The 26,207-nt window shown below is 71.2% G+C and carries 15 protein-coding genes; 7 read left to right on the top strand and 8 right to left on the bottom strand.

Features of this window, described 5'->3' with window-relative positions:
* Positions 1–91: 91 nt before the first annotated feature.
* The 3 genes from R2J76_RS02530 to R2J76_RS02520 form a co-directional block, all read right to left on the bottom strand.
* Entirely contained in the window at positions 92–748 is a 657-nt protein-coding gene (locus tag R2J76_RS02530; RefSeq protein WP_316414206.1) for a CvfB family protein, read from the bottom strand.
* An 18-nt stretch (positions 749–766) separates the two neighbouring features.
* Positions 767–4,834 (bottom strand): DEAD/DEAH box helicase, encoded by a 4,068-nt coding sequence (locus tag R2J76_RS02525; protein WP_316414205.1) that lies wholly within the window; start codon positions 4,832–4,834, stop codon positions 767–769.
* A 293-nt stretch (positions 4,835–5,127) separates the two neighbouring features.
* Positions 5,128–5,403, bottom strand: a complete 276-nt coding sequence (locus R2J76_RS02520) for a type II toxin-antitoxin system TacA family antitoxin (RefSeq protein WP_316414204.1) — start codon at positions 5,401–5,403, stop codon at positions 5,128–5,130.
* Between the two features lie 243 nt (positions 5,404–5,646).
* On the opposite strand from R2J76_RS02520, the gene R2J76_RS02515 reads away from it, so the two are divergent.
* The 4 genes from R2J76_RS02515 to R2J76_RS02500 all read left to right on the top strand — a co-directional run bounded on the left by R2J76_RS02515 (position 5,647) and on the right by R2J76_RS02500 (position 9,097).
* Positions 5,647–6,171, top strand: coding sequence for a GNAT family N-acetyltransferase (locus tag R2J76_RS02515; protein WP_316414203.1), 525 nt, complete (start codon positions 5,647–5,649; stop codon positions 6,169–6,171).
* A gap of 119 nt (positions 6,172–6,290) precedes the next feature.
* Positions 6,291–7,028: a (Fe-S)-binding protein gene (locus R2J76_RS02510; RefSeq protein WP_316414202.1), complete on the top strand. Its 738-nt coding sequence runs from the start codon at positions 6,291–6,293 to the stop codon at positions 7,026–7,028.
* Positions 7,018–8,445 carry a LutB/LldF family L-lactate oxidation iron-sulfur protein gene (locus R2J76_RS02505; protein ID WP_316414201.1) on the top strand — a complete coding sequence of 476 codons (1,428 nt, stop codon included), beginning with the start codon at positions 7,018–7,020 and terminating at the stop codon, positions 8,443–8,445. Before R2J76_RS02510 ends, R2J76_RS02505 begins: the two co-directional genes overlap by 11 nt.
* A complete protein-coding gene (locus R2J76_RS02500) occupies positions 8,438–9,097 on the top strand; it encodes a LutC/YkgG family protein (protein WP_316414200.1) in 660 nt (219 codons plus the stop codon). The genes R2J76_RS02505 and R2J76_RS02500 overlap by 8 nt, the downstream gene beginning before the upstream one ends.
* On the opposite strand, the gene R2J76_RS02495 is transcribed toward R2J76_RS02500, so the two are convergent.
* Positions 9,092–9,826, bottom strand: a complete 735-nt coding sequence (locus R2J76_RS02495) for a FadR/GntR family transcriptional regulator (protein WP_316414199.1) — start codon at positions 9,824–9,826, stop codon at positions 9,092–9,094. The genes R2J76_RS02500 and R2J76_RS02495 overlap by 6 nt on opposite strands.
* A gap of 207 nt (positions 9,827–10,033) precedes the next feature.
* Here R2J76_RS02495 and R2J76_RS02490 point away from each other — a divergent pair, with 207 nt between their 5' ends.
* The 3 genes from R2J76_RS02490 (at position 10,034) to R2J76_RS02480 (ending at position 15,561) form a co-directional block, all read left to right on the top strand.
* Positions 10,034–11,782, top strand: coding sequence for an L-lactate permease (locus R2J76_RS02490; RefSeq protein ID WP_316414198.1), 1,749 nt, complete (start codon positions 10,034–10,036; stop codon positions 11,780–11,782).
* Between the two features lie 87 nt (positions 11,783–11,869).
* Positions 11,870–14,707 (top strand): FAD-binding and (Fe-S)-binding domain-containing protein, encoded by a 2,838-nt coding sequence (locus tag R2J76_RS02485; RefSeq protein WP_316414197.1) that lies wholly within the window; start codon positions 11,870–11,872, stop codon positions 14,705–14,707.
* 14 nt (positions 14,708–14,721) lie between these two features.
* Positions 14,722–15,561 (top strand): EamA family transporter, encoded by an 840-nt coding sequence (locus R2J76_RS02480; RefSeq protein ID WP_316414196.1) that lies wholly within the window; start codon positions 14,722–14,724, stop codon positions 15,559–15,561.
* Between the two features lie 290 nt (positions 15,562–15,851).
* On the opposite strand, the gene R2J76_RS02475 is transcribed toward R2J76_RS02480, so the two are convergent.
* The 4 genes from R2J76_RS02475 to R2J76_RS02460 all read right to left on the bottom strand — a co-directional run bounded on the left by R2J76_RS02475 (position 15,852) and on the right by R2J76_RS02460 (position 26,198).
* Positions 15,852–19,616: a phosphoribosylformylglycinamidine synthase gene (locus tag R2J76_RS02475; RefSeq protein ID WP_316414195.1), complete on the bottom strand. Its 3,765-nt coding sequence runs from the start codon at positions 19,614–19,616 to the stop codon at positions 15,852–15,854.
* Between the two features lie 82 nt (positions 19,617–19,698).
* Positions 19,699–24,441 carry a hypothetical protein gene (locus R2J76_RS02470; RefSeq protein ID WP_316414194.1) on the bottom strand — a complete coding sequence of 1,581 codons (4,743 nt, stop codon included), beginning with the start codon at positions 24,439–24,441 and terminating at the stop codon, positions 19,699–19,701.
* Positions 24,442–24,450: 9 nt separating this feature from the next.
* Positions 24,451–24,966 (bottom strand): chemotaxis protein CheD, encoded by a 516-nt coding sequence (locus R2J76_RS02465; RefSeq protein ID WP_316414192.1) that lies wholly within the window; start codon positions 24,964–24,966, stop codon positions 24,451–24,453.
* A gap of 2 nt (positions 24,967–24,968) precedes the next feature.
* Positions 24,969–26,198 carry a hybrid sensor histidine kinase/response regulator gene (locus tag R2J76_RS02460; RefSeq protein ID WP_316414191.1) on the bottom strand — a complete coding sequence of 410 codons (1,230 nt, stop codon included), beginning with the start codon at positions 26,196–26,198 and terminating at the stop codon, positions 24,969–24,971.
* Between the last annotated feature and the right edge of the window lie 9 nt (positions 26,199–26,207).

Here is a 26,207-nt window from a genome sequence, read left to right as displayed (position 1 = left end):
GAAAATATGACCTATATTTCCTGCGGGCCTTGCGCTCGATAATCGGGCCTCCAGGCGCCGTCGCGGGGCCGAATATTACTTGGACAGGCTCCTAGGCGGAGAGGTGGATGCCCGCCTCATCCATGGTGATCTTCCGGGCTTTGTACAGCGCTCCCAGCGTCAGCTTGAACACCTTCTTGCTCATCCCGAAAAGGGCGTAGATCTCCTCCGGGGCGGTGCGGTCCCCCACCTTCAGGTGGCCGCCCCCGCGGGCCAGGACGGCCAGCACCTTTTCCGCGGCGGATTCCACCTTGGCGTAGCCGGGGGCGCTGAGGGCGATGTCCAGCTTGCCGTCGGCGCGGGGGGTCTTGACCCAGCCGTCCTGGCGGTGGCCCCGGGGCAGGCTCCCGAAGAGGTCGGCCTTGTGCACCAGGCCCCAGTAGCGGTGGTCCACGATGACCCGCAGGCCCAGGTCGGTGGGCTCGTCCACCAGCACCGTGACCTTGTCGCCGGCGCGGTAGGCGGGGGCCTCGTCCCGGAGGAAGTCGTCCAGGCGCGCCGAGGCCGCCACGCGGCCGTCCTCGGCCTCGAAGACGCAGACCATGATGCGGCGCCCCTCGGCGATGCGGCGCTTCTGCTCGAACTTCACTTCGCTCCAGGGCAGCAGGAGATCCCTGGGCCGGCCCCAGGCCAGGAAGGCCCCGGCATCCTTCACGGCGACGATGCGCAGGTAGGCGACGTCCCCCACCTGCACGGGCTCATGGGACATGGTTCACCTCCGGTCTCATCATCCTTCCTTCAGCAGCGCCAGGAGCGCGGCGGCGTCGAGCTGGGCGGCGACGGCGGTGCCGCTGAGGAGATCCTCGGCCAGCTGGCGCTTCTGCTCGTGGAGCCTGAGGATCTTCTCCTCCACGGTCCCCTTGAGGACGAGGCGGTACACCGTGACGGGGCGGGTCTGGCCGATGCGGTGGGCCCGGTCCGAGGCCTGGTCCTCCACGGCGGGGTTCCACCAGGGGTCCATGTGGATCACGTAGTCGGCGCCCGTGAGGTTGAGCCCGGTGCCCCCGGCCTTGAGGCTGATGAGGAAGAGCTCGCCCTCCCCGGCCTGGAAGGCCTTCACCGAGGACGCGCGTTTCTTGGCGGGGGTGGAACCGTCCAGGTACTGGTAGGTCACGCCCCGGGCGTCCAGGGCCTCGCGCAGCAGGGCCAGATGGTCCACGAACTGGCTGAAGACCAGGGCCCGGTGGCCGTTCTCCCGGAGCTCGTCCACCAGGTCCAGGAAGGCCTCCAGCTTGGAGGAGGGGATCTCCGCGCCGTCCTGCACCAGGGACACGTTGCAGCAGGCGCGGCGCAGGCGCATGAGGGAGGCCAGCACCTGCATGGTCTGCCCGGGGCTGTCGTCCAGTTCCTCCAGGCTCCGGCGGCGCAGGGCCTCCAGGAAGGTCATCTCGGCCTCGGAGGGCTCCAGGGCCAGGACGATCTCGGTGCGGGCCGGCAGTTCCGTGAGCACCTGGGCCTTGGTGCGGCGCAGGAGGAAGGGGCTCACGATGCGGCGCAGGCGCGAGACGGCCTCGGTGTCCTGGTCCTTCTCGATGGGCTCCTGGAAGCGCTTGCGGAACTGGTCCAGGGACCCCAGCAGGCCGGGGTTGAGGAAGTTGAAGAGGTTCCACAGCTCGGCCAGGTGGTTCTCCACGGGGGTGCCCGACAGGAGCACCCGGAAGCCGGCCTGGAGGTCCATGACGGCCTGGCTTCGCTTGGTGAGGGCGTTCTTGATGTTCTGGCCCTCGTCCAGCACGGCGGTGGCCCAGGACACCCGCTGGAGCCGCTCGGCCTCCAGGGAGAGCAGGCCGTAGGTGCAGATGAAGAGGTCGTAGGGGCCGGCGCCCTGGAGGGAGGCCTCCCGGTCCCCTTCCCCGAAGCGCTTGACCCTGAGCTGGGGGGCGAACCGCTGCGCCTCGGCCTCCCAGTTGGAGCAGACGCTGGTGGGGGCGATGACGAGGCCCGGCCCGTGGCCGGCGCGGGCCAGGAGCATGGCCAGGGTCTGGACCGTCTTGCCCAGGCCCATGTCGTCGGCGAGGCAGGCCCCCAGGCCCGCCGCGGCCAGGCGCAGCATCCAGTGGCAGCCCTCGGTCTGGTAGGGGCGGAGATCGGCCCGGAGGCCTTCGGGAAGGGCGGGCTCCAGGCCCATGGCGCCGTGGAGCCGCTCCAGGAGGCCCGTCCAGGCCCGGTCCGCCTTGAATTCGCCCAGCTCCCCGGCCAGGCCCTCCAGGGCCAGGGCGCCCAGGCCGGGAAGGCGCAGCACCCCGCCCTGCACGTCCCCCAGGGCCCGCAGGTCGTCCAGGCGCCGCCGGAAGGTCTCGGCCAGGGCGTAGACGCGGCCGTCGCCCAGCTTCACGAAGCGCGCCCCGGGCTTCTCCGAGGCCTGGAGCAGCTCCTGGAGGCTGGCCACGCGGCCTTCGTCCAGCTTCAGCTCCCCCTCGGCGTCGAACCAGGTGCCCTGGCGCTTCACCCGCAGGCTCATGGCGTCCATGCCGATGGTGCGGGGCGGGCTGAGCCGGCCGCCCTCGGGCCACTGCACCACGGCCAGGCCCTTGGCGTGCTCCAGTTCCAGAAGGAGGGTCATGCAGCTTTCGGGGTCGTCGATCATCCACTCCGAGCGCCCCTCCTCCAGGGGAAGGGTGGGCAGGGCCTCCAGCAGCGCCTCGGCGCCGGCGGTCTCCGCCCGCAGGTCCCGCGCCACCAGGCGGGTGGTGCCCTGGTGGTCCACCATGAGGTTGGCGCCGCCCTGGCCCGGGGGATAGTACCCGCCGCCCTTGAGGGGCTCCACCCGCAGCTGGGCCTTGAGGCCCTGGTGGAAGGGCATGAGCAGGAGCTGGATGGCGGGGTCGCCTTCCACCTTGGCCATGCCGGCCTTGCGCGCGGCCTCGTCCTTGACGGCCACGTCCGAATGGATGGTCACCATGGGGGCGACGGCCCGCAGGGCCTTGAGCACCTGGGCCTCGGCGGCCAGGGGCACCTGGAGGCCCTGGCCCACGATGCCCTCCAGCTTCCGGTGGGCGGAGGTGACGGTGATGACCCGCACCCGGAAGAGGCCGTCGTTCACCACCATCACGTCGCCCTCCTCCAGGGCCGGCTCCAGGCGCAGCTCCAGCACCTGGCCCCTGCGGGTCACGCGCAGTTCGGGCTGGCCGGCCACCACCTCCACCCGGGAGGCCTGGTCCACGTCGCCTTCGGTCCAGAACACCAGGGGGTGGCCCACCAGGGCCTGCAGGGCCCCGTCCAGGTTCAGCTCGAAGCCCTTCCAGCCCTCCCGCACGCAGGCGATGACGGCCTGGTCCTGGGGCAGGAGGAAGTCGTAGGCGCGGCTCTCCTCCTTGAGGCGCTTCATGGAGATGGCCTTGCCGCGGGTCCACTGGCCGCGGGCGTCCAGCCGCTGCTCCCGGGGCTCGATGACGAAGGGCGCCTTGCCCTCCACGTTGCGCCACACCCACCAGGCCAGGCGCCCGGGGCGCTGGCTGGCCATGGGCTTGACCAGGCCGTGGAGGTCCTCCAGGGCCTTCTCCCAGCTTTCGCTGTGCTGCACCAGGTCCAGGAAGGGGAAGCGGCCCGTGGAGAGCCCGCCGCGGCTGCGGCGGCCCATCTCCTCCAGTTCGCCCGCGAAGAGGCCCAGGGGCAGCCCGTCGAGTTCCTGCTGGGCGCCCTCCAGGGCGGCGGGGGCGAGGCGGGCTTCGCACAGGTACCCGCAGAGAACGTCCACGAAACGCATCGCCCCCGCGGGACGGGCCCGGGGAGGCAGTTCCTCCCGGGGGGGCAGTCCCGTGCGGTGGAGGAGGAGGCGCTGCAGGGGCTCGGCAAGGGTGCTGAGGGGATCCCCGGGCTGGCGCCGGCCCAGGAGCTCCAGGCGCTCCGCGGCCATGCGCAGGCCGGCGTCGTCGCCCCGTCCGATGAAGGCCAGGAAGCAGAAGAGGTCCATGAGCCCGGGCAGGTGCACCGCCTTGCGCCGGGTGCCCTGGCCCAGGGCGGCCAGGACGGTCTCGAAGCCTCCGGCGGCCTCCGCCGTGCGGCCCTGCACGAGGTCCATGGCCGCCTCCAGCAGGGCGATGGGCACCAGGGCGCGCTGCCTGGGCTGGAGCTTCTCCAGGAGGGCGCGGGCCTCCTCCACCCGGCCTTCCATGAGCAGGTATTCCGCCATGGGCCCCAGGGGGCTGGGCCGGGTGCGGCTCCGGGCCTCCAGCCACGCCCGGAAGGGCTCGTTGCGCTGGTGGTGCACGGTCTGGTCGTGCAGGAGGGCCCAGGCCCCGTGGCTCTGCTGGGCCGGAGGCAGGGCCTCGAACCAGGCCGGGTCGAAGGGGCGGGAGCAGATGAGGGCCAGGGGATCCCGGAAGGCCAGGGCGGTCCGGTGGGTGGAGCGCACCTTTTCCTGGGCCGTGAGCCAGTCCTCGGTGCGCCCCTCCAGGAAGGCCAGGCGGAAGGCCGCCAGGTCCCGCCCCAGGGGGTCCAGCAGGACCTTGCCCGCGTCGTACGAGCACTGCCCCGCCACGGAAAGGGCCTTGAGCAGCCCCTTGCGGTGGGCCCGGCGGCACACCGCCTCCCGCGCGGCCTCGGTCACCGACCAGAATCCCCGGTGCTCCTCCTGGGCCAATCCGGCCTCCCTCAGGAGGCTGAGCATGGGCGTCATGGCCGCCGGGTCCGCGATCCACGGCTCGGCCTGCGGCGCCACGCGGCTGCGCACCAGGGTCTGGGCCAGGTGTCCCCGGGCCGAGGCCTGCCCGATGGCCCCCAGGGCCATGAGGAGGGCCTCGGGGAGGGGCTGGAGCCTGTCCAGGTCGAAATCGGAAACCCAAAGAACTGCCATCTGATCAGGTTAACGGCATATCGGGGTTTTGGCGCCGGGAGTTTTCCCGGGGGGGTGCGGTGCGGGCCTTCCGGCGCTGACAGGCTGGCCCTGCCGGGGGCCGCGGGTCGTCATCGGGAGGTTCCAACCGGGATCGGCGACCCATAGGGGTCCCATCGGTGGGCGCCGACCCAGCGGGAGCGCTTCCGCAGCAGCAAGCTGCTGCTCGCGCTTGCCGTGATCCATTGGCCGAGGGCGGCTGAGGACGTGGGGCAAGCCACTTCCCGGGATTGTGGTGTCCGCGATGGCGGATGTCAGGGGTTCGTGAAGAGCTTCTTGCGTCGAGCAAAGGCCCGTTTCAGGGCGGCGTTGGGCGGCGGCGGGTTGAGGAGGAGCTCCACGAAGCGGACCTGATCCTCCCTGGAGAGCCGGGTCATGGTGGCCTCGTCCAGCGCTTTGTAGGCGGCCACTCGGAGCGAGTCCGCGACGAAATCAGTCACGGTGCGACCCTGAAGCTCGGCCGCACGCCGGAGGAGGGCATGGAGGTCGGTGCTGATGCGAGCTTCAAGTCGTGCCGTTGGGATGGCCATGGTGAATGCCTCTCCCAAAGCATACGGCAAATTGCCGGAGACGGAGTAGACGCCATTCCGGTCAAGGACTTTCCTTGAAAACGGATATTCATTATATAATCCATTATAATAGCAATTAAATCGATTTCAATTGGTTAAATCCAGGGAATCGAGTTATTTCAGAATACTTCTGAACATGAATATTTATTGGCAAATGGGACCCATCTGGCGTCGGATGGACGGGTGGAACCCGATGGGGGGAAAGTGGAAGACGAGAAAGACCGCACGGCAAAGATGATGCGATTCACCTTCGGGCCCCTGGACCCCAAGGCCCATGACCGCAAGAACTTCTCCTGCGGAAAGGAACCCCTGGATATCTACCTGAGGGCCCAGGCCAGCCAAGACCTTGAGCGCAACTACGTCACCTGCTGGGTGGCTGCCACGGCCGAGGGTCGGATTGCAGGGTACTTCACCCTCACCGCCCATTGCATTCCGCTGGAAAACCTGCCGGAAGCATTTCGGAAGGGACTGCCCTCCCGGATTCCGGTGCCGGCTGCACTGCTTGGTAGGTTGGCCGTGGCTCAGCAATTCAAAGGGCAAGGCCTTGGGGAAATTCTTATCACGTACGCCCTGACAACAGCGGCCCGATCAGGGAACGCTGCCCATATGCTGGTAGTGGATGCCTTGGACGAAAATGCAGCAGCGTTCTATCGGCACCTGGGCTTCCACGGGTTCCCGAGCGCGCCAACGCGGTTCTTCATGCCCCTGGCCTACTTTCGCGCAGAGTAGAACGTCCGGCGACACCCGGCTCGCAAGCCCCGGTGCGCGCGGAAAATCCTGAGACTTCGTCTCGCCCTGGGCCGGCATCCTTGCTAAGCTTGGCCACCCGGTTGGGCCGGAGGGACTCCATGCATCCTGAGCGTGTGTACTTCTACGGGACCTGTCTGGTGGACCTGTTCTATCCGGAGGCGGGGATGGCGGGGATCCGGCTGCTGAGGCGGGCGGGGGTGGAGGTGCTGTTTCCGGACGGGCAGACGTGTTGCGGGCAGCCGGCCTTCAATTGCGGGTACTGGGAGGAGGCGCGGGGGGTGGCGCGGAGCCAGGTGGCGCTGTTTCCCCTGGACATCCCCGTGGTGCTGCCTTCGGGGAGCTGCGCGGGGATGATGCGCAACCACTATCCGGAGCTCTTCCATGGGGAGCCCGACGAGGCGCGGGTGCGGGCCTTCAGCGGGCGCGTCTTCGAGCTGACCCAGTTCCTGGTGGATGTGCTGGAGGTGAAGCTGGAGGATCTGGGGGAGCCGGTGAAGGTCACCTGGCACAGCTCCTGCCACGCCCTGCGGGACCTGGGGCTCGCGGGACAGCCCCAGGCCCTGCTGGGGCAGCTGGCCAACGTGGAGGTGGCGCCCCTGGCCCGGGAGCGGGAGTGCTGCGGCTTCGGGGGGACCTTCTCGGTGCGGCACCCGGAGATCTCGGGGGCCATGGCCTGCGACAAGGCCGCGGATGCCGTGGCCACGGGGGCGAGCCGGGTGCTGAGCACGGACGGGGGGTGCCTGCTCAACGTGCAGGGGGCCCTGGAGGCCAAGGGCGCCGCCCTCCGGGCGCAGCACATCGCGGAATTCCTCTGGGAGCGCACCCATGCACGCTGAGACGGGCTTCCGGGAATCCGCCGCCCAGGCCCTGGGGGATCCCCAGATCCGGGCCAATTTCCGCCGGGCCATGGACGGCCTCATGGCCAAGCGCGCCGCGCAGTTCCCCGATCCCGCCGACCTCCAGGCCCTGCGGAGCCTGGGCACGGCCATCCGGGCCCGGAGCCTGCTGAAGCTGCCCGAACTGCTGGAGCAGCTGGAGGCCAGCTGCCTGCGCAACGGGATCCAGGTGCACTGGGCCCGCACCTGCGAGGAGGGCAACGAGCTCATCCTGGGCCTCCTGCGGGCCCGGGGCGCCACCCGCCTGGTCAAGGGCAAGTCCATGGTGTCCGAGGAGATGGGGCTCAACCATTTCCTTGAGGAGCACGGGGTGGAGGCCCTGGAATCGGACCTGGGCGAGTACATCATCCAACTGGACCAGGAAACGCCGAGCCACATCATCATGCCGGCCATCCACAAGAACAAGACCCAGATCGCCCGGCAGTTCAGCCAGAAGATCAAGGACGCCAAATATACGGAGGACGTGGACGAGCTCACCGCCCTGGCCCGCAAGGTGCTGCGCCGGAAGTTCCTGGAGGCGGACGCGGGGCTTTCGGGGGTGAATTTCGCGGTGGCGGACACCGGGACCCTCTGCCTGGTGGAGAACGAGGGCAACGGCCGCATGAGCACCCACGTGCCGGCCCTGCACATCGCCGTCATGGGGCTGGAGAAGGTGGTGGAGACCCTGGAGGACGTGGCGCCCCTCTACGCGCTCCTCACCCGCTCCGCCACGGGTCAGGCCGTGAGCACCTACCTCAACCTCGTCCGGGGCCCGCGCGGGCCCGGGGAGCTGGACGGCCCCCGCGAGGTCCACCTGGTGATCCTGGACAACGGCCGTTCCCGCATCTACGCGGATCCCCAGCTGCGGGCCACCCTGCGCTGCATCCGCTGCGGGGCGTGCATGAACCACTGCCCGGTGTACACCCGGGTGGGGGGCCACGCGTACCAGGCCGTGTATCCCGGCCCCATCGGCAAGATCCTCACGCCCCAGATGGAGGGGGTGGGGGTGCGCCACGAGCTGCTCCACGGCTCCAGCCTGTGCGGAGCCTGCTCCGAGGTGTGCCCCGTGGAGATCCCCATCCCCGAGATCATCGTCCGCCTCCGCCGGGAGGCCACCCACCGGGACCCGGGCTCCTCCGTGGAAGGCCGGGGCACCGGGAGGACCGCCACCGAGGACCTGGCCTGGCGCGTCTGGGCCGCCGTGCTCTCCCGGCCCGGGGCCTACCGGTTCGCGGCCTGGTGCGCCACGCGGTTCCGGAACCTGATCCCCGGCGGCCTGCCCCTGCTCAAGGCCTGGACCCTGGCCCGCGGCAAACCGGTGCCGGCGAGGCGCTCCCTGCAGGAACGGGTGAGAGAGGAGGGGATCCCCCATGGCTGACGCCCGCGCGACGATCCTGGAAAGCCTCCGGGCCGGGGGCGGTGGCGAACCGGTGCCCCTGCCCTCCACCGAGGTCCTGGCGGCCCGCGCCTGGCCCCCCGCGGAACGGGTGGCCCGGCTCCGCCGGGGCATGGAGGCCGTGCACACGGAATTCCTGGAGGCCGTTCCGGGCCAATGGCCCTCGGTGGTGCTCGGCTTCTGCCGGGACCAGGGGTTCCCGAACCTCCTCTACGGCCCCGCCAGTTCCGCGGGGAAGGCCCTGGCCTCGGCCTGGACGCCCCGGGATCCGGAGCTGATCCCCTACCGGGAGCCGGTGGAGACCTTCAAGGCCGCGCTCTTCGAGGACGTGGCGGCGGGCTTCACCACCGCCCTGGCCGGGGTGGCGGAAACCGGAGGCCTCCTGCTGGAGCCCGGCCCCGAGGAACCGCGCCTGCTCTCCCTGGTGCCCCCGGTGCACATCGCGCTGCTGCTGGCCTCCACCATCGAGGACACCCTCTGGTCCGCGGTGCGCCACCGCGGCTGGGGACGGGGCGCGGCCCGCAACTCCCTCCTCATCTCCGGTCCCAGCAAGACCGCCGACATCGAGCAGACCCTGGCCTACGGGGTGCACGGTCCCCGGCGGCTGGTGGTGGTGCTTGTCGACAACCTATAGGCGCTTGCGGATCTCCCGCTCCGCGAAGGTCACGTGCTCGAGCATGGCCCTGGAGGCGGTTTCGGCGTCGTGGGCCCGGATGGCCTCGAAGACCCGGGTGTGCTGGTCGATGATCTTCTGGGCGTTGTTGGGGGTGTCCAGGAGCAGCTGCTGGCTCCCGGCGGAAACCGCCTTGCTCCATTCCTCGTGGACGGTGCGGAGGAGTTTGATCAGAAGATTGTTATGGGTCGCCTCGGCCACGGCATAGTGGTAGGCTCCATCGTATTCCTCTCCTTTTTCAGAGTCTCCCTGCCGGATGCGATCCTTCATCTTCTCCAGGAGCATACCTATCTGCTCGATCTCCTCGTCCGTGGCGCGTTCCGCGGCCAGCGCAGAAGTGGCGGTCTCGAAGATGCGCCGCACCTCGAACATGTCCAGGAGGGAACCCCGTTCCACCGCCAGGAACATGGCCAGGGGACGGATCACTTCGTTGGCCGAGGCGTCCCGGATGAACGTGCCCTCCCCCTGGCGGATCTCGATGAACCCCAGCATCTCCATGGACCGGATCGCTTCGCGCACCGAGACGCGGCTCACCTGGAGCCGGTCGGCCAGTTCCCGTTCGGACATGAGCTTGTCCCCGGGCTTCAGTTCGCCGCCGGTGATGAGCTGCTGGATCTGCTCGGCGATCTCTTCATATATTCGCTTGGTCTTGACGGGTGTGAATTCGATGGCCACGGGCAACCTCGCCACGATCCTAGCAGGGCCAGGAGCCGGAGAACCGGGCCAAATCATGAATGCAATATCTCCGTTCAAGGTGGAAGTGCTGTAGCAAGGTAAGTTAGAAAACGGACGAAGTTGTCCAAAATTTTGGTGGTAGGACCACCATACCTTTGGTAGGCTTTCTCGCTCCCCTGATCTTTCTTCCAACCCACCCACTCCTCACCTAAAGGAGGTCCAATGAATTGGACTCAGGTGTACTCGCCCGTCATGGGCAACATCTTCTTGTCGGCCCTGGTGGCCGCCCTGCCGGTATTCGTGCTCCTGGGGCTCCTGGCCTTCTGGCACGTGAAGGCCCACATCTCGGCCCTCCTGGGCCTGGCCACGGCGCTCCTGGTGTCGATCTTCGTGTACCACATGCCCGCCAAGCTCGCGGGCATGGCCGCGGTGAACGGCGCCCTGTACGGGCTGCTGCCCATCGGCTGGATCGTGCTGAACGCCATCTTCATCTACGACATCACCGTGAAATCCGGTGATTTCGAGGTGGTCAAGCACTCCATCGCCGGGATCGCCGCGGACCGGCGCATCCAGGCCCTCCTCATCGCCTTCAGCTTCGGGGCCTTCATCGAAGGCGCCGCGGGCTTCGGCACCCCGGTGGCCATTTCGGCGGCCATGCTCATCGGCCTCGGGTTCCGTCCCCTCCAGGCCGCCGGCCTCGCCCTCATCGGCAACACGGCCCCCGTGGCCTACGGCGCCCTGGGCTCCCCCCTCATCGCCCTGGCGGGCGTCACGGGCCTGCCCCTGGAGATGCTCAGCGCCGCCGCCGGCCGCATCCTGCCCATCTTCTCCCTGGTGGTGCCCTTCTGGATCATCTGGACCATGGCCGGACGCAAGGCCATGATGGAAGTCTGGCCGGCCTGCCTCACCGCCGGCGCCAGCTTCGCCACCTGCCAGTTCCTCGTCAGCAACTACCACGGCCCCTGGCTGGTGGACATCGCCGGCGCCATCGTCTCCATGGTCTGCACCGTCGTCCTCCTCAAGTTCTGGCAGCCCAAGACCCTCTGGCGCTACGAGCACGAGCGTGAAGAGGCCCACGCCGAGATCCCCGACCAGTCCACGGGCAAGGTCGTCAAGGCCTGGATGCCCTGGGTCTTCCTCTCCCTGTTCGTGTTCGCCTGGGGCACCCCCCAGGTCAAGAATTTCCTCAACGGCGGCACCAAGGCCGCCCCCAACTTCCTGTACGGCGTCTCCAAGCTCGACTACAAGATCCCCCTCCTGCACAACGCCGTCACCAAGGCCCCGCCCGTCGTCGCCAAGCCCTCCGTGGAGCCCGCGGTCTACACCCTGAACTGGCTCTCCGCCACCGGCACCAGCCTCCTGCTGGCGGGCATCGCCGGCGGCCTTCTCCTGGGCTTCGGGCCCCTCCAGCTCCTCAAGATCTGGGGCAACACCGTCAAGCGCGTGCGCATCTCCCTGCTCACCATCGCCGCCATGCTGGCGCTGGGCTTCTGCACCAAGTCCGCGGGCCTGGACGCCACCATGGGCCTGGCCTTCGCCGCCACCGGCGCGGTCTTCCCCTTCTTCAGCGCCATGCTGGGGTGGCTGGGCGTGGCCCTCACCGGTTCCGACACCTCCTCCAACGTGCTCTTCGGCGGCCTGCAGAAGATCACCGCCCAGCAGCTGGGCCTCAACCCCGTGCTCACGGCCGCGGCCAACACCTGCGGCGGCGTCATGGGCAAGATGATCGACGCCCAGAGCCTCGTGGTGGCCTCCGTGGCCACCCACCAGGAAGGCCAGGAGGGCACCATCCTCCGCTACGTCTTCTGGCACAGCATCACCCTGGCGGCCCTGGTTGGCATCGTGATCATGCTCTACGCCAAGGTCCTCCCCTCCAACTGGATGCCCACCCACACGGCTCCGGCCCCCGCCGTCACCGTCGCCGCCCCGGCCCCCGCCGTGGCAGCTCCCGTCGCGACGCCCGTCAAGTAGGACGAGTTCGATTCCGCACGACCGGGTCCTGCCAGCCCCACGCTGGCGGGACCCTTTTCAGGGCCCCAACGGCCCGAGGACAGTATAATGAGCAACGCCGCCCCCCTCCGGGATTCCCTCGCAGCCATCGTCGGCCAGGACCGCGTCCTGGACCGCCCCGTGGACCTCATCGCCTTCGCCTCCGACGCGAGCTTCTACCGGCTGATCCCCAAGGCCGTCGTCTTCGCGGGCAGCGTGGACGAGGTCAAGGGCCTCTTCCGCGTGAGCCAGGGCATGGGCATTCCCATGACCTTCCGGGCCGCGGGCACGAGCCTTTCCGGGCAGTCCGTCTCCGACGGGATCCTGGTGGAGGTGGCCCGCAACTGGCGCGCCATCGAGGTGCTGGACGGCGGGGCCAGGGTCAAGGTCCAGCCGGGCGTCATCGGCGCCCACGTGAACCAGGCCCTGGGCCGGTTCAAGTCCAAGATGGGCCCCGACCCCGCGTCCATCAACACCTGCACGGTGGGCGGCATCCTCTCCAACAATTCCAGCGGCATGTGCTGCGGCGTGGCCCAGAACGCCTACCACACCCTGGACTCCCTCACCTTCGTCCTGCCTTCGGGCACCGTCATCGACACGGCCCGCCCCGACGCGGACGAGGCCCTGCGCCGGGCCGAGCCCGCCCTGTGGGAGGGCCTGCTCTCCCTCAAGGCCGAGCTGGAGGCCAACGCGCCCCTGGCCACGCGCATCCGGGCCAAGTACAAGATCAAGAACACCACTGGCTATTCCCTCAACGCGTTCCTGGACTTCTCGCGGCCCGTGGACATCTTCCGCAACCTCCTGGTGGGTTCCGAAGGGACCCTGGCCTTCATCGCCGAGGCGGTGCTGCGCACGGTGCCCGACCTGCCCGTGAAGGTCACGGGCTTCCTCATCTTCCCCGACATCCACGCCGCCTGCGCCGCCATCGTGCCCCTGCGGGACGCGGGCGCCGCGGCCCTGGAGCTCCTGGACCGCGCGAGCCTGAGGTCCGTGGAGAACCAGGCCGGCATCCCCCCCACCATCAAGGACCTGCCCGGGGGCGCCGCCGCGCTGCTGGTGGAATTCCAGGGCCAGGAGGAGGCGGCCCGGTACGAGCTGGAGGCCAAGGCCGTGGAAGCCGCGGCCGGCCTGACCCTGCTGGAGCCCGCCAAGTTCACCCACAACCCCGTGGAGCAGGCCCTGTTCTGGAAGATCCGCTCGGGCACCTTCCCCTCCGTGGGCGCCGTGCGCAAGCGCGGCACCACCGTCATCATCGAGGACGTGGCCTTCCCCATCGAGAAGCTCGCCGACGCCACCGTGGACCTCACGAAGCTCTTCGCCAGGCACGGCTACGACGAGGCGATCATCTTCGGCCACGCCAAGGACGGCAACCTCCACTTCGTCATCACCCAGTCCTTCAACGACCAGGCCGCGGTGGACCGGTACGCCCGCTTCATCGACGACGTGGTGGAACTGGTGGTGAAGAAGTACGACGGCGCCCTCAAGGCCGAGCACGGCACCGGACGCAACATGGCCCCCTTCGTGGAGACCGAGTGGGGCGCCGAGGCCAAGGCCGTCATGACCAAGCTCAAGGCCCTGGTGGATCCCGCCCAGCTCCTCAACCCCGGCGTCATCCTCACCGCCGACCCCAAGGGCCACCTGGCCGACCTCAAGCCCATGCCCGGCGTGGAGGAGGAGGTGGACAAGTGCATCGAGTGCGGGTACTGCGAGCCCAAGTGCCCCAGCCGCGAGCTCACCCTCACCCCCCGCCAGCGCATCGTGGTGCGCCGGGAAATGGCCCGGCTGGAGGCCACCCGCGAGAACGCGGCGCTCCTGGGCTCCCTCTCCGAGGCCTTCCCCTACATGGCCCTCAAGACCTGCGCCGTGGACGGACTGTGCGCCACGGCCTGCCCCGTGGGCATCGACACGGGCCAGCTCACCAAGCGCTTCCGGCGCGCCAGCCACTCCCCCCGTGCCCAGAAGCTGGCCCTGACCGTGGCCCGCAACTTCGCCACGCTGGAACCCGGGGTCCGCCTGGGCCTGCGTTCGGGCCACATCGTCCAGAGCATCTTCGGCAACGCCGCCATGCCCATGCTCACCCGCATCCTGAAGGCCTTCGGCTGGGCCCACCAGTGGAGCCCCGAGATGCCCAAGCCCGCCAAGGGCAGGCTCCCCGTCACCCAGCGCCAGGGGGCCCAGGCCATCTACTTCCCCGCCTGCATCTCCCGCACCATGGGCCACCTGCCCGGGGAGGACCCCAGCATCAGCCTGGTGGAGGCCCTGGTGGCCGTGTCGGCCCGGGCCGGCGTGCCCGTGCACATCCCCACGGACGTCGCCGGCACCTGCTGCGGCGTGCCCTTCTCCTCCAAGGGCTTCGACCTGGCCCACAAATTCACCGTGAACCAGGCCATCGAGAGGTTCTGGACCTGGAGCCACGAAGGGGAGCTGCCGGTGGTGGTGGACACCTCCCCCTGCACCTACGGCCTGACCACGTGCCGGGGCTACCTCACCCCGGAGAACCAGGCGAAGTTCGACAAGCTCACCATCCTGGACGCCGTGGCCTTCGCCCACGATGTGCTGCTCCCCAAGCTCCAGGTGAAGCGGAAGATCGGCTCCGCCGTGCTGCACCCGGTGTGCTCCCTCACGAAGATGGCCCTGGTCCCCAAGCTGGAGGGGGTCGCCAAGGCCCTGGCCGAGAAGGTGACGGTGCCCAAGGACGCCGGCTGCTGCGGCTTCGCCGGGGACCGGGGCTTCATGGTGCCCGAGCTCACGGCCTCGGCCACGAAGCACGAGTCCTCCGAGGTCCGCAAGGGCGCCTTCGACGCCCACCTCTCCAGCAGCCGCACCTGCGAGATCGGCATGACCCGCTCCACGGGCTCCATCTACCGCAGCTTCGTCTACCTCCTGGAGGCCTCCACCCGCCCCTGAGGTAGAGTTGGGGGATGGCCTTCCTTCTCGCCGTCTCCATCCTCTGGGCCCTCTCCTTCGGACTGATCCCCCGGGTCAGTCCGATGGGGGCGCCCTTCGTGGCCGCCGCGCGGTCCGTGCTGGCCCTGGCCCTCTTCCTGCCCTTCCTGCGGGTCAAGGGCCTGGCCTGGCGGCACCGCTCCGCCCTCGCCCTGGTGGGCGCGCTGCAGTTCGGCCTGATGTACGTCTTCTACACCGCCAGCTTCCGGTGGCTGCTCCCCGGAGAAGTGGCCCTCTTCACCATCTTCACGCCCATCCTCGTGGCCCTGGCCGACGACGTCCTCTCCCGGCGGGTGTCCTGGCCCATCCTGGGCGCCGCCGCCCTGGCCGTGGCCGGCACCGCCATCTGCCTGGGGACCCGGGTGCGCCAGGAGGGCGTGCTCCGGGGCTTCCTCCTGATGATGGCCTCCAACGCCTGCTTCGCCGCGGGCCAGATCCTCTACCGCCGCCTGGCCCGGAAGCTCTCCAGGCCGGACCACCAGCTCATGGGCCTGCTGTACGCCGGCGCCGCCGCGGTGACCCTGGCCATCGCCGCCCCCGGGGTGGATGTCGCGAAGGTCCTCCACGCCACCCCGACCCAGTTCCTGGTACTGGCCTACCTGGGCCTGGTGGCCTCCGGCCTGGGCTTCTTCCTCTTCAACGCCGGCGCCCGCAGGGTCGACGTGGGCACGCTGGCGGTCTTCAACAACGCCAAGGTCCCCCTGGCCATCCTCGCCTCGGCCGTGGTGTTCGGGGAGCGGGTGGAGTGGTTCCGTCTGGGCGTGGGGGGCGGGGTGATCGCCGTGGCCTTTCTCCTCGGAAAGCGGAGGCCGTAGCAGGTGCGGGGCGATCTGGATCCAGCTTAGGCCGGGCGTTCTTTATCCTGCTATTTCCCCTGGATCCTGTTCATCCCTGTTAGAACTTCACCGGGGGTTGTCGCCAGCTTTGGGTCATGGACGTCGAGGGACCTGCGCTCCGACCCAACTCTGCATCAGCCCTGCGAAAACCGGGATGAACGCCGATCGATGGGATGAACGGGGATCCGCTCAACCTGGATCAGCCCGTTCATCACGGTATCAAGGCACCCGGGGCATGCCGGCACACGCTGATCCCATCAGCCAAGAACCTACCGGAAGTACTCCACCCCCGCCCGGAAGATTTCCATGTCCTTTTCTCCCGGCACATTGAACCACGTGTGCGGGGTGTACCTCTCCGGGTGCGCCATCTTCCCGAAGACCCTCCCGTCCGGACTCGTGAGCCCTTCGATGGCCAGGGAGCTGCCGTTGGGATTGAATTCCAGGTCCAGGGTGGGGTTGCCCTGGTCGTCCACGTACTGGGTGGCCACCTGACCCCGGTCCAGGAGGTCCCGCAGCACGTCGGCGGGGCCCACGATGCGGCCCTCGCCGTGGGCGATGGCCACGGTGTGCAGGGCGCCGGGCTGGAGCCGGGACAGCCAGGGGCTTCCGCTGGAGACCACCCGGGTCTGGGCGAAGCGGCTGGCGTAGCGCAGGTTGTTGAAGGTGAGGGTGGGGCTTCGCTCATCCAGGGCGCGGATCTCGCCGAAGGGCACCAGGCCCAGCTTGATGAGGGCCTGGAAGCCGTTGCAGATGCCCAGCACCAGGCCGTCGCGGCGCCTCAGGAGATCGTGCACGGCGTCACTCACCCGGGGGTTGCGGTAGGCGGCGGCGATGAACTTGCCGCTGCCCTCGGGCTCGTCGCCGGCGGAGAAGCCCCCGGGGATCATGAGGATCTGGGCCCGGGCGATGGCGGCGGCCATGGCGTCCAGGGATTCCTCCACGGCCCGGGCGTCCAGGTTGCGGAAGACCACCGTCTCGGCCACGGCCCCGGCCTTTTCGAAGACCTGGGCGGTGTCGTACTCGCAGTTGGTGCCGGGGAAGACGGTGAGGACCACCCGGGGGCGGGCGATGCCCAGGGCGGGGGCCGGGGGCGCCTGGAGGATCCGGGGCTGGAAGGGCGGAAGGGGCTCGGCCGGGGCTTCCAGGCGGGTGGGGAAGACGGGCTCCAGGGGCGCCTCCCAGGCGGCCAGGGCCCGGTCCAGGGGGAGGGCCATGCCCCGGGTGGAGATTTCGGGTTCGGGCCGGGTGGTGCCCAGGAGGGTCCAGGCCAGGCCGTCCATGAGCTCCTCCAGGTCCCCGTCCAGTTCCAGCACCAGGGCGCCGGGTCGCGGCGCGAACCAGTGGGAGGGCTCCCGGGGCTCCAGGGCCAGGCCCACGCGGTTGCCGAAGGCCATGATGGAAAGGGCGGGAGCCAGGCCGTCCATGCCCACGGCGCGGGCCGCCAGCACCCGGCCTTCCCGCACGAGGCGGGCCACGTGGGCGTAGGTCTTGTCCAGCACCTCCCAGTCGGGGAGGGCCTCCTCGGTGCGCAGGAGATCCACCAGGACCACGGCGTGGCCGGGGCCCTTGAATTCGGGGCTGGTGACCCGGTCGGCCTTCACCACGTCCACGGCGAAGGCCACCAGGGTCGGCGGCACGTCCAGGTCCCGGAAGGTGCCGCTCATGGAATCCTTGCCCCCGATGGCGGGGGCGCCCAGGGCCATTTCGGCGTGCAGGGCCCCCAGGAGCGCGGCGAAGGGCTGGCCCCACCGGGCGGGGTCGTCCTTGGGCTTGCCGAAGTACTCCTGCAGGGTGAAGCGCAGCCCCCGGGGGCCGGCGCCCACCGCCGCCAGGCGCGCCGCGGCCTGGACGTGGGCCCACACCGCGCCGTGGAAGGGGCTCCACCGGCTGAGGGACGGGAAGTAGCCATGGCTCATGGCGCTGGCGGAAAGGGTCTCGCCGTCCTGCACGGGGAACTTGGCCACCATGGCTTCGTTCGGGGTGCGCCGGGTGCGGCCTCCGAAGGGGGCCAGCACCGTGCCGGCGCCGATGGTGCAGTCGAACTTCTCGCCCAGGCCCCGCTGGCTGCAGGTGTTCAGGTCCGCCAGGCCCTCCAGCCAGCGGCGCTCCAGGTCCTCCGGGGCCACCGCGGGGGCGGCGAAGGGGGTGGCGGCGGCGGGCGCCTCGATGCGCACCGTGGTGAACTGGGCGGCGCCGTTGGTGTCCAGGAACTCCCGGGAGAGGTCGGCGATGGTGCGGCCCCGCCAGGTCATGCGCAGGCGCGGCTCTTCCGTCACCCGGGCCACCAGGGTGGCCTCCAGGTTCTCCAGCGCGGCCAGGCGCAGCACCTCCGGCGCGTCCTGGGCGGCCACGGCCACGGCCATGCGCTCCTGGCTTTCGGCGATGGCCAGCTCGGTGCCGTTGAGCCCTTCGTACTTCCGGGGGATCACGTCCAGGTCGATGACCAGGCCCGGGGCCAGCTCGCCGATGGCCACGCCCACGCCGCCCGCGCCGAAGTCGTTGCACTTCTTCACCAGCCGGCAGAATTCCGGGGCGCGGAACAGGCGCTGGAGCTTGCGCTCCATGGGGGGATCCCCCTTCTGCACCTCGGCGCCGCAGGTCCCGATGGACTCCTCGGTGTGGCTCTTGGAGCTGCCCGTGGCGCCGCCGATGCCGTCCCTTCCGGTGCGGCCCCCCACCAGGATGATCACGTCGCCGGGGGCGGGCTCCTCCCGGCGCACCTGGGCCTGGGGCACGGCGCCCACCACCGCGCCGATCTCCATGCGCTTGGCCACGAAGCCGGGGTCGTAGTACTCGGTGACCTGGCCCGTGCACAGGCCGATCTGGTTGCCGTACGAGGCGAAGCCCTGGGCCGCCTCCTGGGTGATCTTGCGCTGGGGCAGCTTGCCGGGAAGCGTGGCGTCCAGGGGCACCCGGGGGTCCCCGGAGCCCGTGACGCGCATGGACTGGTACACGTAGGAGCGCCCGCTGAGGGGGTCCCGGATGGCCCCGCCCAGGCAGGTGGCGGCCCCGCCGAAGGGCTCGATCTCGGTGGGGTGGTTGTGGGTCTCGTTCTTGAACATCAGGAGCCAGGGCTCGCGCCCGCCGGGGGCCGCCGTGTTGTCCACGTCCACCACCACGGAGCAGGCGTTGATCTCGCTGGTGAGCTCCTGGTCGTCGAGCTTGCCGGCTTTGCGCAGGGCCCGGGCCGGGAGCAGGGCGATGTCCATGAGGCACTCGGGCCGCTCGGCCAGGTCCTCCCCGAAGACCTGGGACCGCAGGTCCCGGTAGGCCCCGTAGGCGCGCCGGATGGGCCGGGCCATGGGGCCGTCGTCCACCGAGACGTCCTTCACGCGGGTGAGGAAGGTGGTGTGGCGGCAGTGATCGGACCAGTAGGTGTCCAGGAGGCGCAGCTCGGTCTCGGTGGGATTGCGGCCCTCGCCCCGGAAGTAGGTGCGGGTGTGCTCCAGGTCCGCCAGGGTCATGGCCAGGCCCATGCGCGCGTGGAGGGCCTCCAGGAAGGGGCGTCCCCCGTCGTTGAAGCCCTCCAGCACGGCCACCTCGGCGGGCTCGGGCAGGACGGGGACGAGGGTCGCGGGCTTGGGCCAGGCGGCCTCCCGGCTGTCCACGGGATTGATGAGGAAGGCGCGGATGCGGTCCAGGGCCCCGGGCTCCAGGGCGCCCCGGAACACGAACACGTGGGCCCCGGCCACCGCGGGCCGGGCGCCGTGGGACAGGAGCTGGAGGCACTGGGCGGCACTGTCGGCCCGCTGGTCGTACTGGCCGGGCAGGTACTCCACGGCCAGGGCCGTCTCGTCCGGCGCCAGGGGCAGCTCCTCGTCGAACACCAGGTCCACCGGGGGCTCGGCGAACACGGTCCACCGCGCCGCCTCCAGGTGGGCCTCGGAAAGCCCCTCCACATCGTAGCGCACCACGAGGCGCACGCCCTCCAGGCCCCGGATCCCCAGCTGCTCTTGCAGGTCGTGGCGGAGCTTCTTCGCCTCCACGGCGAACTCGGGCTTCTTCTCCACGAAAAGGCGGCGGATGGCGGGCATGGGGGTCCCTGTCAAAACAGAACGGCCGCCCCAATGCGGCCCCGTGTCCCCTAGAATATAGCAAGAATGGGGTATTAACGGTTCAAGAGAGGGCCCGGCCCGTGGCCGAAGCGGGGCAGGCGCGGAGCTGCGACGGCGTTCCGGCGGCCACCAGCGCGCCACCCTCGGGGCCGCCCCCGGGGCCCAGGTCCACCACCCAATCGGCGGCCCGCACCAGGTCCAGGTGGTGCTCCACCGCCACCACCAGGGCGCCGCCCGCGGCCAGGCCCTTCAGGGCCGCCGCCAGGCGCTCCACATCCGCGGCGCCCAGGCCCCGGGCGGGCTCGTCCAGGAGCACGGCGGCGCCCTGGGGGGGCGCGGCCAGGAGGGTGGCGAGGCGCAGGCGCTGCCATTCGCCCCCGGAAAGGCCGGAGCCGGGCTGGCCCAGGCGCAGGTAGCCCAGGCCCACCCGGGCCAGGGCCTCCAGGGGCCCGGCCAGGGCCGCGTCGGCGGGGAACAGGGCCAGGGCCTCCTCCACCGTGGCGGCGAACACCTCCGCGATGGACCGCCCCCCCAGGAGGCATTCCAGCACCTCGGGCCGGAACCCGGCGCCGGCGCAGACTTCGCACCCCACCGTCACGTCCGGCAGCAGGTCCATGGCCACGGTGAGGGCGCCCCGGCCCTGGCAGGCCTCGCAGCGCCCCCCGGGGGAGGCCGTGGAGAAGTGCCGGGCCCCAAGCTTCAGGGCCCGGGCCCGGGGGGTGGCGGCGAAGCGCTTGCGAAGGGGTTCCGCGAGGCCCGCGGCGGTGGCCACGGTGGTGGCCCAGCCCGGGCCCGGCCCCCCCTGGTCCAGCACCTCCAACCGCCGGATGGGGACGTGGACCCGGAGCTCCGCGCAGCCCACCGGGCCCCGGCCGGCCAGGGCCGAGCGCAGGGAGGCCGCGAGCACGCCCCGCACCAGGCTGGACTTGCCGCTGCCCGAGACCCCCGTCACCGCCACCAGGGCCCCGCAGGGCAGGTCCACGTCCAGGCCGCGCAGGTTGTGGAGGCTGGCGCCGCGGATGGAGACGCCGGGGTCCAGGGCCCGGGCCGGGGCGAAGGCCGCGGGGGGCCTTTGGGCGAGGATCCGCCCGGTGTGGGAGGCGGGGGGGAAGGAGCCCGGGGCCCCCTGCCCCGTGAGCCGGCCCCCCTCCGGGCCCGCGCCGGGCCCCAGTTCGAGGACGTGGTCGGCCCGGGCCACCAGGGCCGGGTCGTGCTCCACCACCACCACGGCGTTGCCGGCGTCGGCCAGGCGCCGCAGCACCCCCGCCAGGCGCGCGGTGTCCTGGGGGTGCAGGCCCAGGGTGGGTTCGTCCAGGACGTAGGTGACGCCCGCAAGGCCCGAGCCCAGGGACGCCGCCAGGCGCACCCGCTGGGCCTCGCCTCCCGAGAGGCTCGCCCATTCCCGGTCCGGGGCCAGGTGGCCCAGGCCCGCGTCCTCCAGGGCCCCGAGGCGGGCCAGGATGTCCTCCCGCAGGAAGGCGGCGGCGCCGTCCAGGTCCAGGGACCGGAACCAGGCCCGGGCCTCGGCGGCGGTCCTGCGGGCCAGCTCGGGCAGGCGCAGGCCGGCGAAGGTGGCCCGGCGGGACCGCGGGTTCAGGCGCTCCCCGGCGCACCCGGGGCACGGGGCCTCGCCCAGGAGCTCCTCCAGGTCCTCCCCCTTCTCCAGGTGCACCCGCTCGTATTCCCTGTCCACCAGCGTGGCGAAGCCCTCCCAGGGGGTGGAGAGCCGGTGGATCCCCTCGCGGCCGCCCCGGCGGTAGGCCCATTCCACCTCCAGCACCCCCTCGCAGCCCCGCATGGCCACGGCCCGGGCGCGGGGGTCCAGGTCCCGCCAGGGCGCGGTGAAGTCCAGGCCCAGCTCCCGCCCCGCGGCCAGGAGGGTGGCCACGTACCGGCCGTCGGGCTCGCCCAGGTAGGCGCCGAAGCGGGTCCCGTCCATGGCCCCCGCGCCCAGGGGCAGGTCGGGGCGGGACACCAGGCGGTCCGGATCGCAGGCCTGGAGGAAGCCCAGGCCCTTGCACCGGGGGCAGGCGCCGGCCTCGGCGTTGGGGGAGAAGGCCGAGGCCGGGAGCCGCTCGGACCCGGCCCGGGCGTAGAGCATCCGGTAGAGCTCGTCCAGTTCCGTCACCGTGCCCACCCGGGAGCGGGGGTTGCGCCGGCCCGAAGCCTGGGGCACCGCCACGGCGGCCTGGAGGGAGCGCGCCGCCACGAATTCGGCGCCCCCCTTGCGGGGCAGGAGCCGGCGCGCCCAGGGCGCCACCAGGTCGTTGAAGCGGTTCCGGCTCTCGGCCAGGAGGGTGTCGAAGACCAGGGAGCTCTTGCCGGAGCCCGAGGGGCCGGTGACCACCGTGAGGCCCCGGGCCGGGAAGGCGGCGTCCAGGTCCCGGAGGTTGTGGGTGGTGACGCCCAGGAGTTCCATGGGCGGGGGGGCCCCGGGGGCCGGGGGGCACGGCGCGGGCGGCGGGAACCCCCGCAGGCCCGCCCCCGTGAGGGAGGCCTCGCAGGCGGCCACCGCGGCGGGAGGACCCGCCACCACGACGCGGCCGCCCTCGGGGCCGCTGCCGGGGCCCAGATCGATGACGTGGTCGGCGGCCAGGATCACGCCGGGGTCGTTGTCCACCACCAGGAGCGTGTGCCCCGCCTCGGCCAGGCGCGCCCAGGCCCCCAGGAGCACCCGGGTGTCGGCGGCGTGGAGGCCCGTGGTGGGCTCGTCCAGGGCGATGAAGGAGGCGCCCTTCCCCGCCCGGGCCAGTTCCGTGGCCAGCTTCACCCGCTGGGCCTCGCCCCCCGAGAGGGTGGTGGCGGGCTGCCCCAGGGGGAGGTACCCCAGGCCGCAGTCCAGGAGGGCCGAAAGGATCCGGGCCAGCCGGGGCTGGTCGCCGAAGAGGGCGGCGGCCTCCTGGACGCTGCACGCGAGCACCTCGGCGATGCTGCGGCCGCGGTACGGCACGGCCAGCACCTCCGGGTGGAAGCGGAGGCCGGCGCAGGCGGGGCACGGAACGGAAACCGCGCCCAGGTGCTTCATGCCCACCTCCAGCACCCCGGCCCCTTCGCAGGTCTCGCAGCGGCCCCCGGGGGTGTTGAAGGTGAAGTGGCCCTTGCCCAGGCCCGCGGCCCGGGCCTCGGGGGTGGCCGCGAAGAGGTTCCGGATCAGGTCGAAGGCGCCGGTGTAGGTGGCGGCGTTGGACCGGGGGGTGCGGCCGATGGGGGCCGCGTCCACCAGGAGCGTGGGCCGGCGCAGGGCGGCCTCCTGCAGCAGGGAGGTCTTGCCGGCGCCGGAGACGCCGGTGATGACGTTGAGGCCGCCTTCCACCAGGTCGATGGCGAGGTCCCGGAGGTTGTTGCGGGCGAGGCCCTCCATGCGGGTGCGGGGGCCTTCCCGGGGCGTCCGGGGCCCGGGCCTGAACCCGCCCCGGAGCCAGGTGCGGGTGGGGGAATCGCCGGGTTCCAGGAGGCCCGAAGGGGGGCCGCTGTAGAGCACGGCGCCCCCGTCCCGCCCCGGGCCGGGGCCCAGGTCCACGATCCAGTCCGCGCCCAGGGCGATGACGGGGTCGTGCTCCGTGACCACCACCGTCTGGCCCTGGTCCCGCAGGCGCCGCAGCACGCCCAGGAGCCGGGCCGAGTCCCCGGGATGGAGGCCGGCGGAGGGTTCGTCCAGCACCAGCAGGAGGCCCCTCAGCTCCCCCAGGGCGAGGGTCAGGAGGCGCAGGCGCTGGGCCTCGCCCAGGGAGAGGGTGGGCGCGGGGCGGTGGAAGGCCAGGTACCCAAGGCCCAGTTCGGCCATGAGGGCCGTGCGGGCCAGGAGGTCCTCCCGGATGGGGGCCAGCACCGGAGCCTCGGCGCCGGCGAGGTCCAGGCCGGCGAAGAAGGCGTGGAGCTCCGAGGCGGTCCGGCCCGCCAGGTCCGTGATGCCCAGGTCCCGCCACCGCACCGCCAGGGCCTCCGGGCGCAGGCGCGCGCCGCGGCAGGCGGAGCACGGCGTGGTGCGCACGTACCGCAGGATGGAATCGTTGCGCTTTCCCCGGAGGATCTCCTCCATGACGGGCACCAGGCCCCGGTAGAACCCGTCCTGGCGGGGCCGGGCGGTGATGCCGGTCCACTTGAGGCGGGATTCCAGGGGATGCTTGCCGTAGGGCACCCGCAGGCGGTCGGAGCCGTGGAGGACGACGTGCCGGGCCTCCTCCCCCAGGTCCCGCCAGGGGATGTCCACGGAGCCGCCGTGGGCCCGGAGCACCTGGTCCAGCACGTCCAGGGTCACCTGGGAGTACATCAGGTAGCCGTTGGGAGTGCTCACGTGGAGGGCGCCCTGGCGCAGGGTGAGGGCCGGATCGGCCACCAGCAGGTCCAGGTCCAGGCGGTCCTCCACCCCCAGGCCCGCGCAGGCCGGGCAGGCCCCCTCGGGGCCGTTGAAGGAGAAGAGGCCCCGGGTGGCCGGGACCGGGCCCTTCCCCAGCCGCGCGAAGAGGAGCCGGAGCAGGTCCCACACCTCGGTGAGGGTCCCCACGGTGGAGCGGGGATTGGCCAGGGCCGCGCGCTGGCCCACGGCCACCGCGGGGCCCAGTCCCCCGATGGAGGCCACGTCGGGCCGGGCCAGGCCGCCGGTGAACTGCCGGGAGAAGGAGGGGAGCGTCTCCAGGAACCGCCGCTGGCCCTCCCGGAAGAGGGTGTCGAAGGCCAGGGAGGACTTCCCGGAGCCGGAAACGCCGGTGACGACGGTGAGGAGGCCCCGGGGAATCCTGACGTCCACGCCACGCAGGTTGTGCTCCCGCGCGGCCTTCACCTCGATCCAGTCCCTGTCCTCCATGGAACGATTCTACCGCGGCCTGCCGTCGGGGAGATCCAGGGGCTTGCCGTCCATGCGCTTGAGGCGGGACATGAGCACCGTGCCGGTGCGGGTGTTGAAGATGATCTTGCGCCCCACGTCCCCGCCCACGTCCGAAGCCACGATGGGGATGCCCGCGTCCTGGAGCAGTTCCCGCGCCACCGCGATGTTGCGTTCGCCCACGGTGACCGCGCCCTGGCTGTTGCCGATGACGTTGCCCCCGCCGAAGACCTTGGCCACCAGGCGCTCCCGGGTGCAGCCCCGGTCGAACATGGCCCGGAGGAGCTTCTCCATGGCGATGTTGCCGTACTTGGGGGTGGGCAGGCCGTCCCCGTTCCACAGGGCCAGCATGTAGTGGTTGATCCCGCCCATCTGGATCCCCGGGTCCCAGAGGCACACGGCGACGCAGGATCCCAGCACCGTGGACACCTCGAACTCCTGCCGGTGGGCGAACACCATGCAGGGGTAGAGGTAGTGTGTGGGGATCTTCTCCAGGGGCGGTTCCATGGTCAGAACGCTTGGGGCTCGTCGAAGAAGATGATGTTGTCGTCCTGGGCGTGGGCGTCGGGGTTGGCCAGGGACGTGGTCCTGGGCAGGGTCACCCGGAACAGGCTCCCCTGGCCCGGCTCGCTTTCCACGTCGAGCCGGCCGTCCAGGATGTCCACCAGGGCCCTCGCCACCACCAGTCCCAGGCCCTGGCCCCGGGCCACCTTGAAGGGGCCGTCGGCGTGGCGGAAGGGCTCGAAGATGGCCTTGAGGGAGGCCCCTGCGATGCCCGGCCCGGCGTCCTGCACCTCCAGCACCAGGCCGGCCTCCGTCTCCGTGGCGCGCAGCTCCGCGACGCCCGCCCCGTGCTGCACGGCGTTGGAAAGGAGGTTGGCCAGGATGTGGTGGAGCATGTCCGCGTCGGTGGGGAAGTCCGCCCCGAGGCCCTGGAGATCCATGCGCAGGGTGATGCCCCGGGTCCTGGCCATGGGCGCGAAGGAGGCCACCACGTCCTCCGCCACCGACGCCACGTCCACCTTCGTGACGAAGGGACTGGACTCGCCGGCCTCCACCTCGGCGGCGGTGAAGACGTTGCGGATCTGGCAGTCCAGGTGGAAGGCCTCGTGCTTGATGCGGGCCGCGAGCTCCTGGGCCTTGCCGGGGGGCAGGGACGGGTCGGCGATGCCGTCGGCCAGGCCCATGATGTCGCTGAGGGGGTTGTAGATCTCGTTGCGCATGAGGGCCAGGAACCGGGTCTTCACGGCCTCGGAGCGCTGGAGCTTCTCGTTGAGGGCCAGGAGGTTGCGGTTCATGGCGCCGGAATCGTGGAGGGCCTTGCCCAGCTTGTCCCGGCTCTCCCTCAGGGCCGCCGTGTTCCTGCGGATGGCCAGGTGGGTGCGCACCCGCACCTCCAGCTCCTCGTACTGCACCGGCTTGGCCAGGCAGTCCACGGCGCCGGCGTGGAAGGCCTTCATGCGCTGGGTGGTGCCCAGGAGGCCGCTCATGACGATCACCACGGGATGGTGGTCCCCGGGCAGGGCCGCCAGCTCCCGGCACACCTCGAACCCGCTCATGCCGGGCATGGTCAGGTCCAGCAGGACCATGACCGGCCCCTCCCTCCGGGCCAGGTCCAGGCCCCGCACCCCGTCGGGGGCGTCCAGCACCCGCAGGCCGATGCCCTCCAGGAAGGCCCGCAGGGCCCGCCTGAGCCCCGCGTCGTCGTCGATGATGAGAAGGGTTTCCTGGGTCTCCATGGGTGCGCT

It is taken from the genome of Mesoterricola silvestris (genome assembly GCF_030295405.1).
GTDB classification, from domain to species: Bacteria; Acidobacteriota; Holophagae; order Holophagales; family Holophagaceae; genus Mesoterricola; species Mesoterricola silvestris.
This window is presented reverse-complemented; position numbering and strand designations above follow the sequence as displayed.

Excerpts from the sequence above, each read along its gene's own strand:
- R2J76_RS02530 (WP_316414206.1), bottom strand. The coding sequence starts at position 748 with ATGTCCCATGAGCCCGTGCAGGTGGGGGACGTCGCCTACCTGCGCATC.
- R2J76_RS02525 (WP_316414205.1), bottom strand. The coding sequence starts at position 4,834 with ATGGCAGTTCTTTGGGTTTCCGATTTCGACCTGGACAGGCTCCAGCCC.
- R2J76_RS02520 (WP_316414204.1), bottom strand. The coding sequence starts at position 5,403 with ATGGCCATCCCAACGGCACGACTTGAAGCTCGCATCAGCACCGACCTC.
- R2J76_RS02510 (WP_316414202.1), top strand. The coding sequence starts at position 6,291 with ATGCATCCTGAGCGTGTGTACTTCTACGGGACCTGTCTGGTGGACCTG.
- R2J76_RS02505 (WP_316414201.1), top strand. The coding sequence starts at position 7,018 with ATGCACGCTGAGACGGGCTTCCGGGAATCCGCCGCCCAGGCCCTGGGG.
- R2J76_RS02500 (WP_316414200.1), top strand. The coding sequence starts at position 8,438 with ATGGCTGACGCCCGCGCGACGATCCTGGAAAGCCTCCGGGCCGGGGGC.
- R2J76_RS02490 (WP_316414198.1), top strand. The coding sequence starts at position 10,034 with ATGAATTGGACTCAGGTGTACTCGCCCGTCATGGGCAACATCTTCTTG.
- R2J76_RS02485 (WP_316414197.1), top strand. The coding sequence starts at position 11,870 with ATGAGCAACGCCGCCCCCCTCCGGGATTCCCTCGCAGCCATCGTCGGC.
- R2J76_RS02480 (WP_316414196.1), top strand. The coding sequence starts at position 14,722 with ATGGCCTTCCTTCTCGCCGTCTCCATCCTCTGGGCCCTCTCCTTCGGA.
- R2J76_RS02475 (WP_316414195.1), bottom strand. The coding sequence starts at position 19,616 with ATGCCCGCCATCCGCCGCCTTTTCGTGGAGAAGAAGCCCGAGTTCGCC.
- R2J76_RS02470 (WP_316414194.1), bottom strand. The coding sequence starts at position 24,441 with ATGGAGGACAGGGACTGGATCGAGGTGAAGGCCGCGCGGGAGCACAAC.
- R2J76_RS02465 (WP_316414192.1), bottom strand. The coding sequence starts at position 24,966 with ATGGAACCGCCCCTGGAGAAGATCCCCACACACTACCTCTACCCCTGC.
- R2J76_RS02460 (WP_316414191.1), bottom strand. The coding sequence starts at position 26,198 with ATGGAGACCCAGGAAACCCTTCTCATCATCGACGACGACGCGGGGCTC.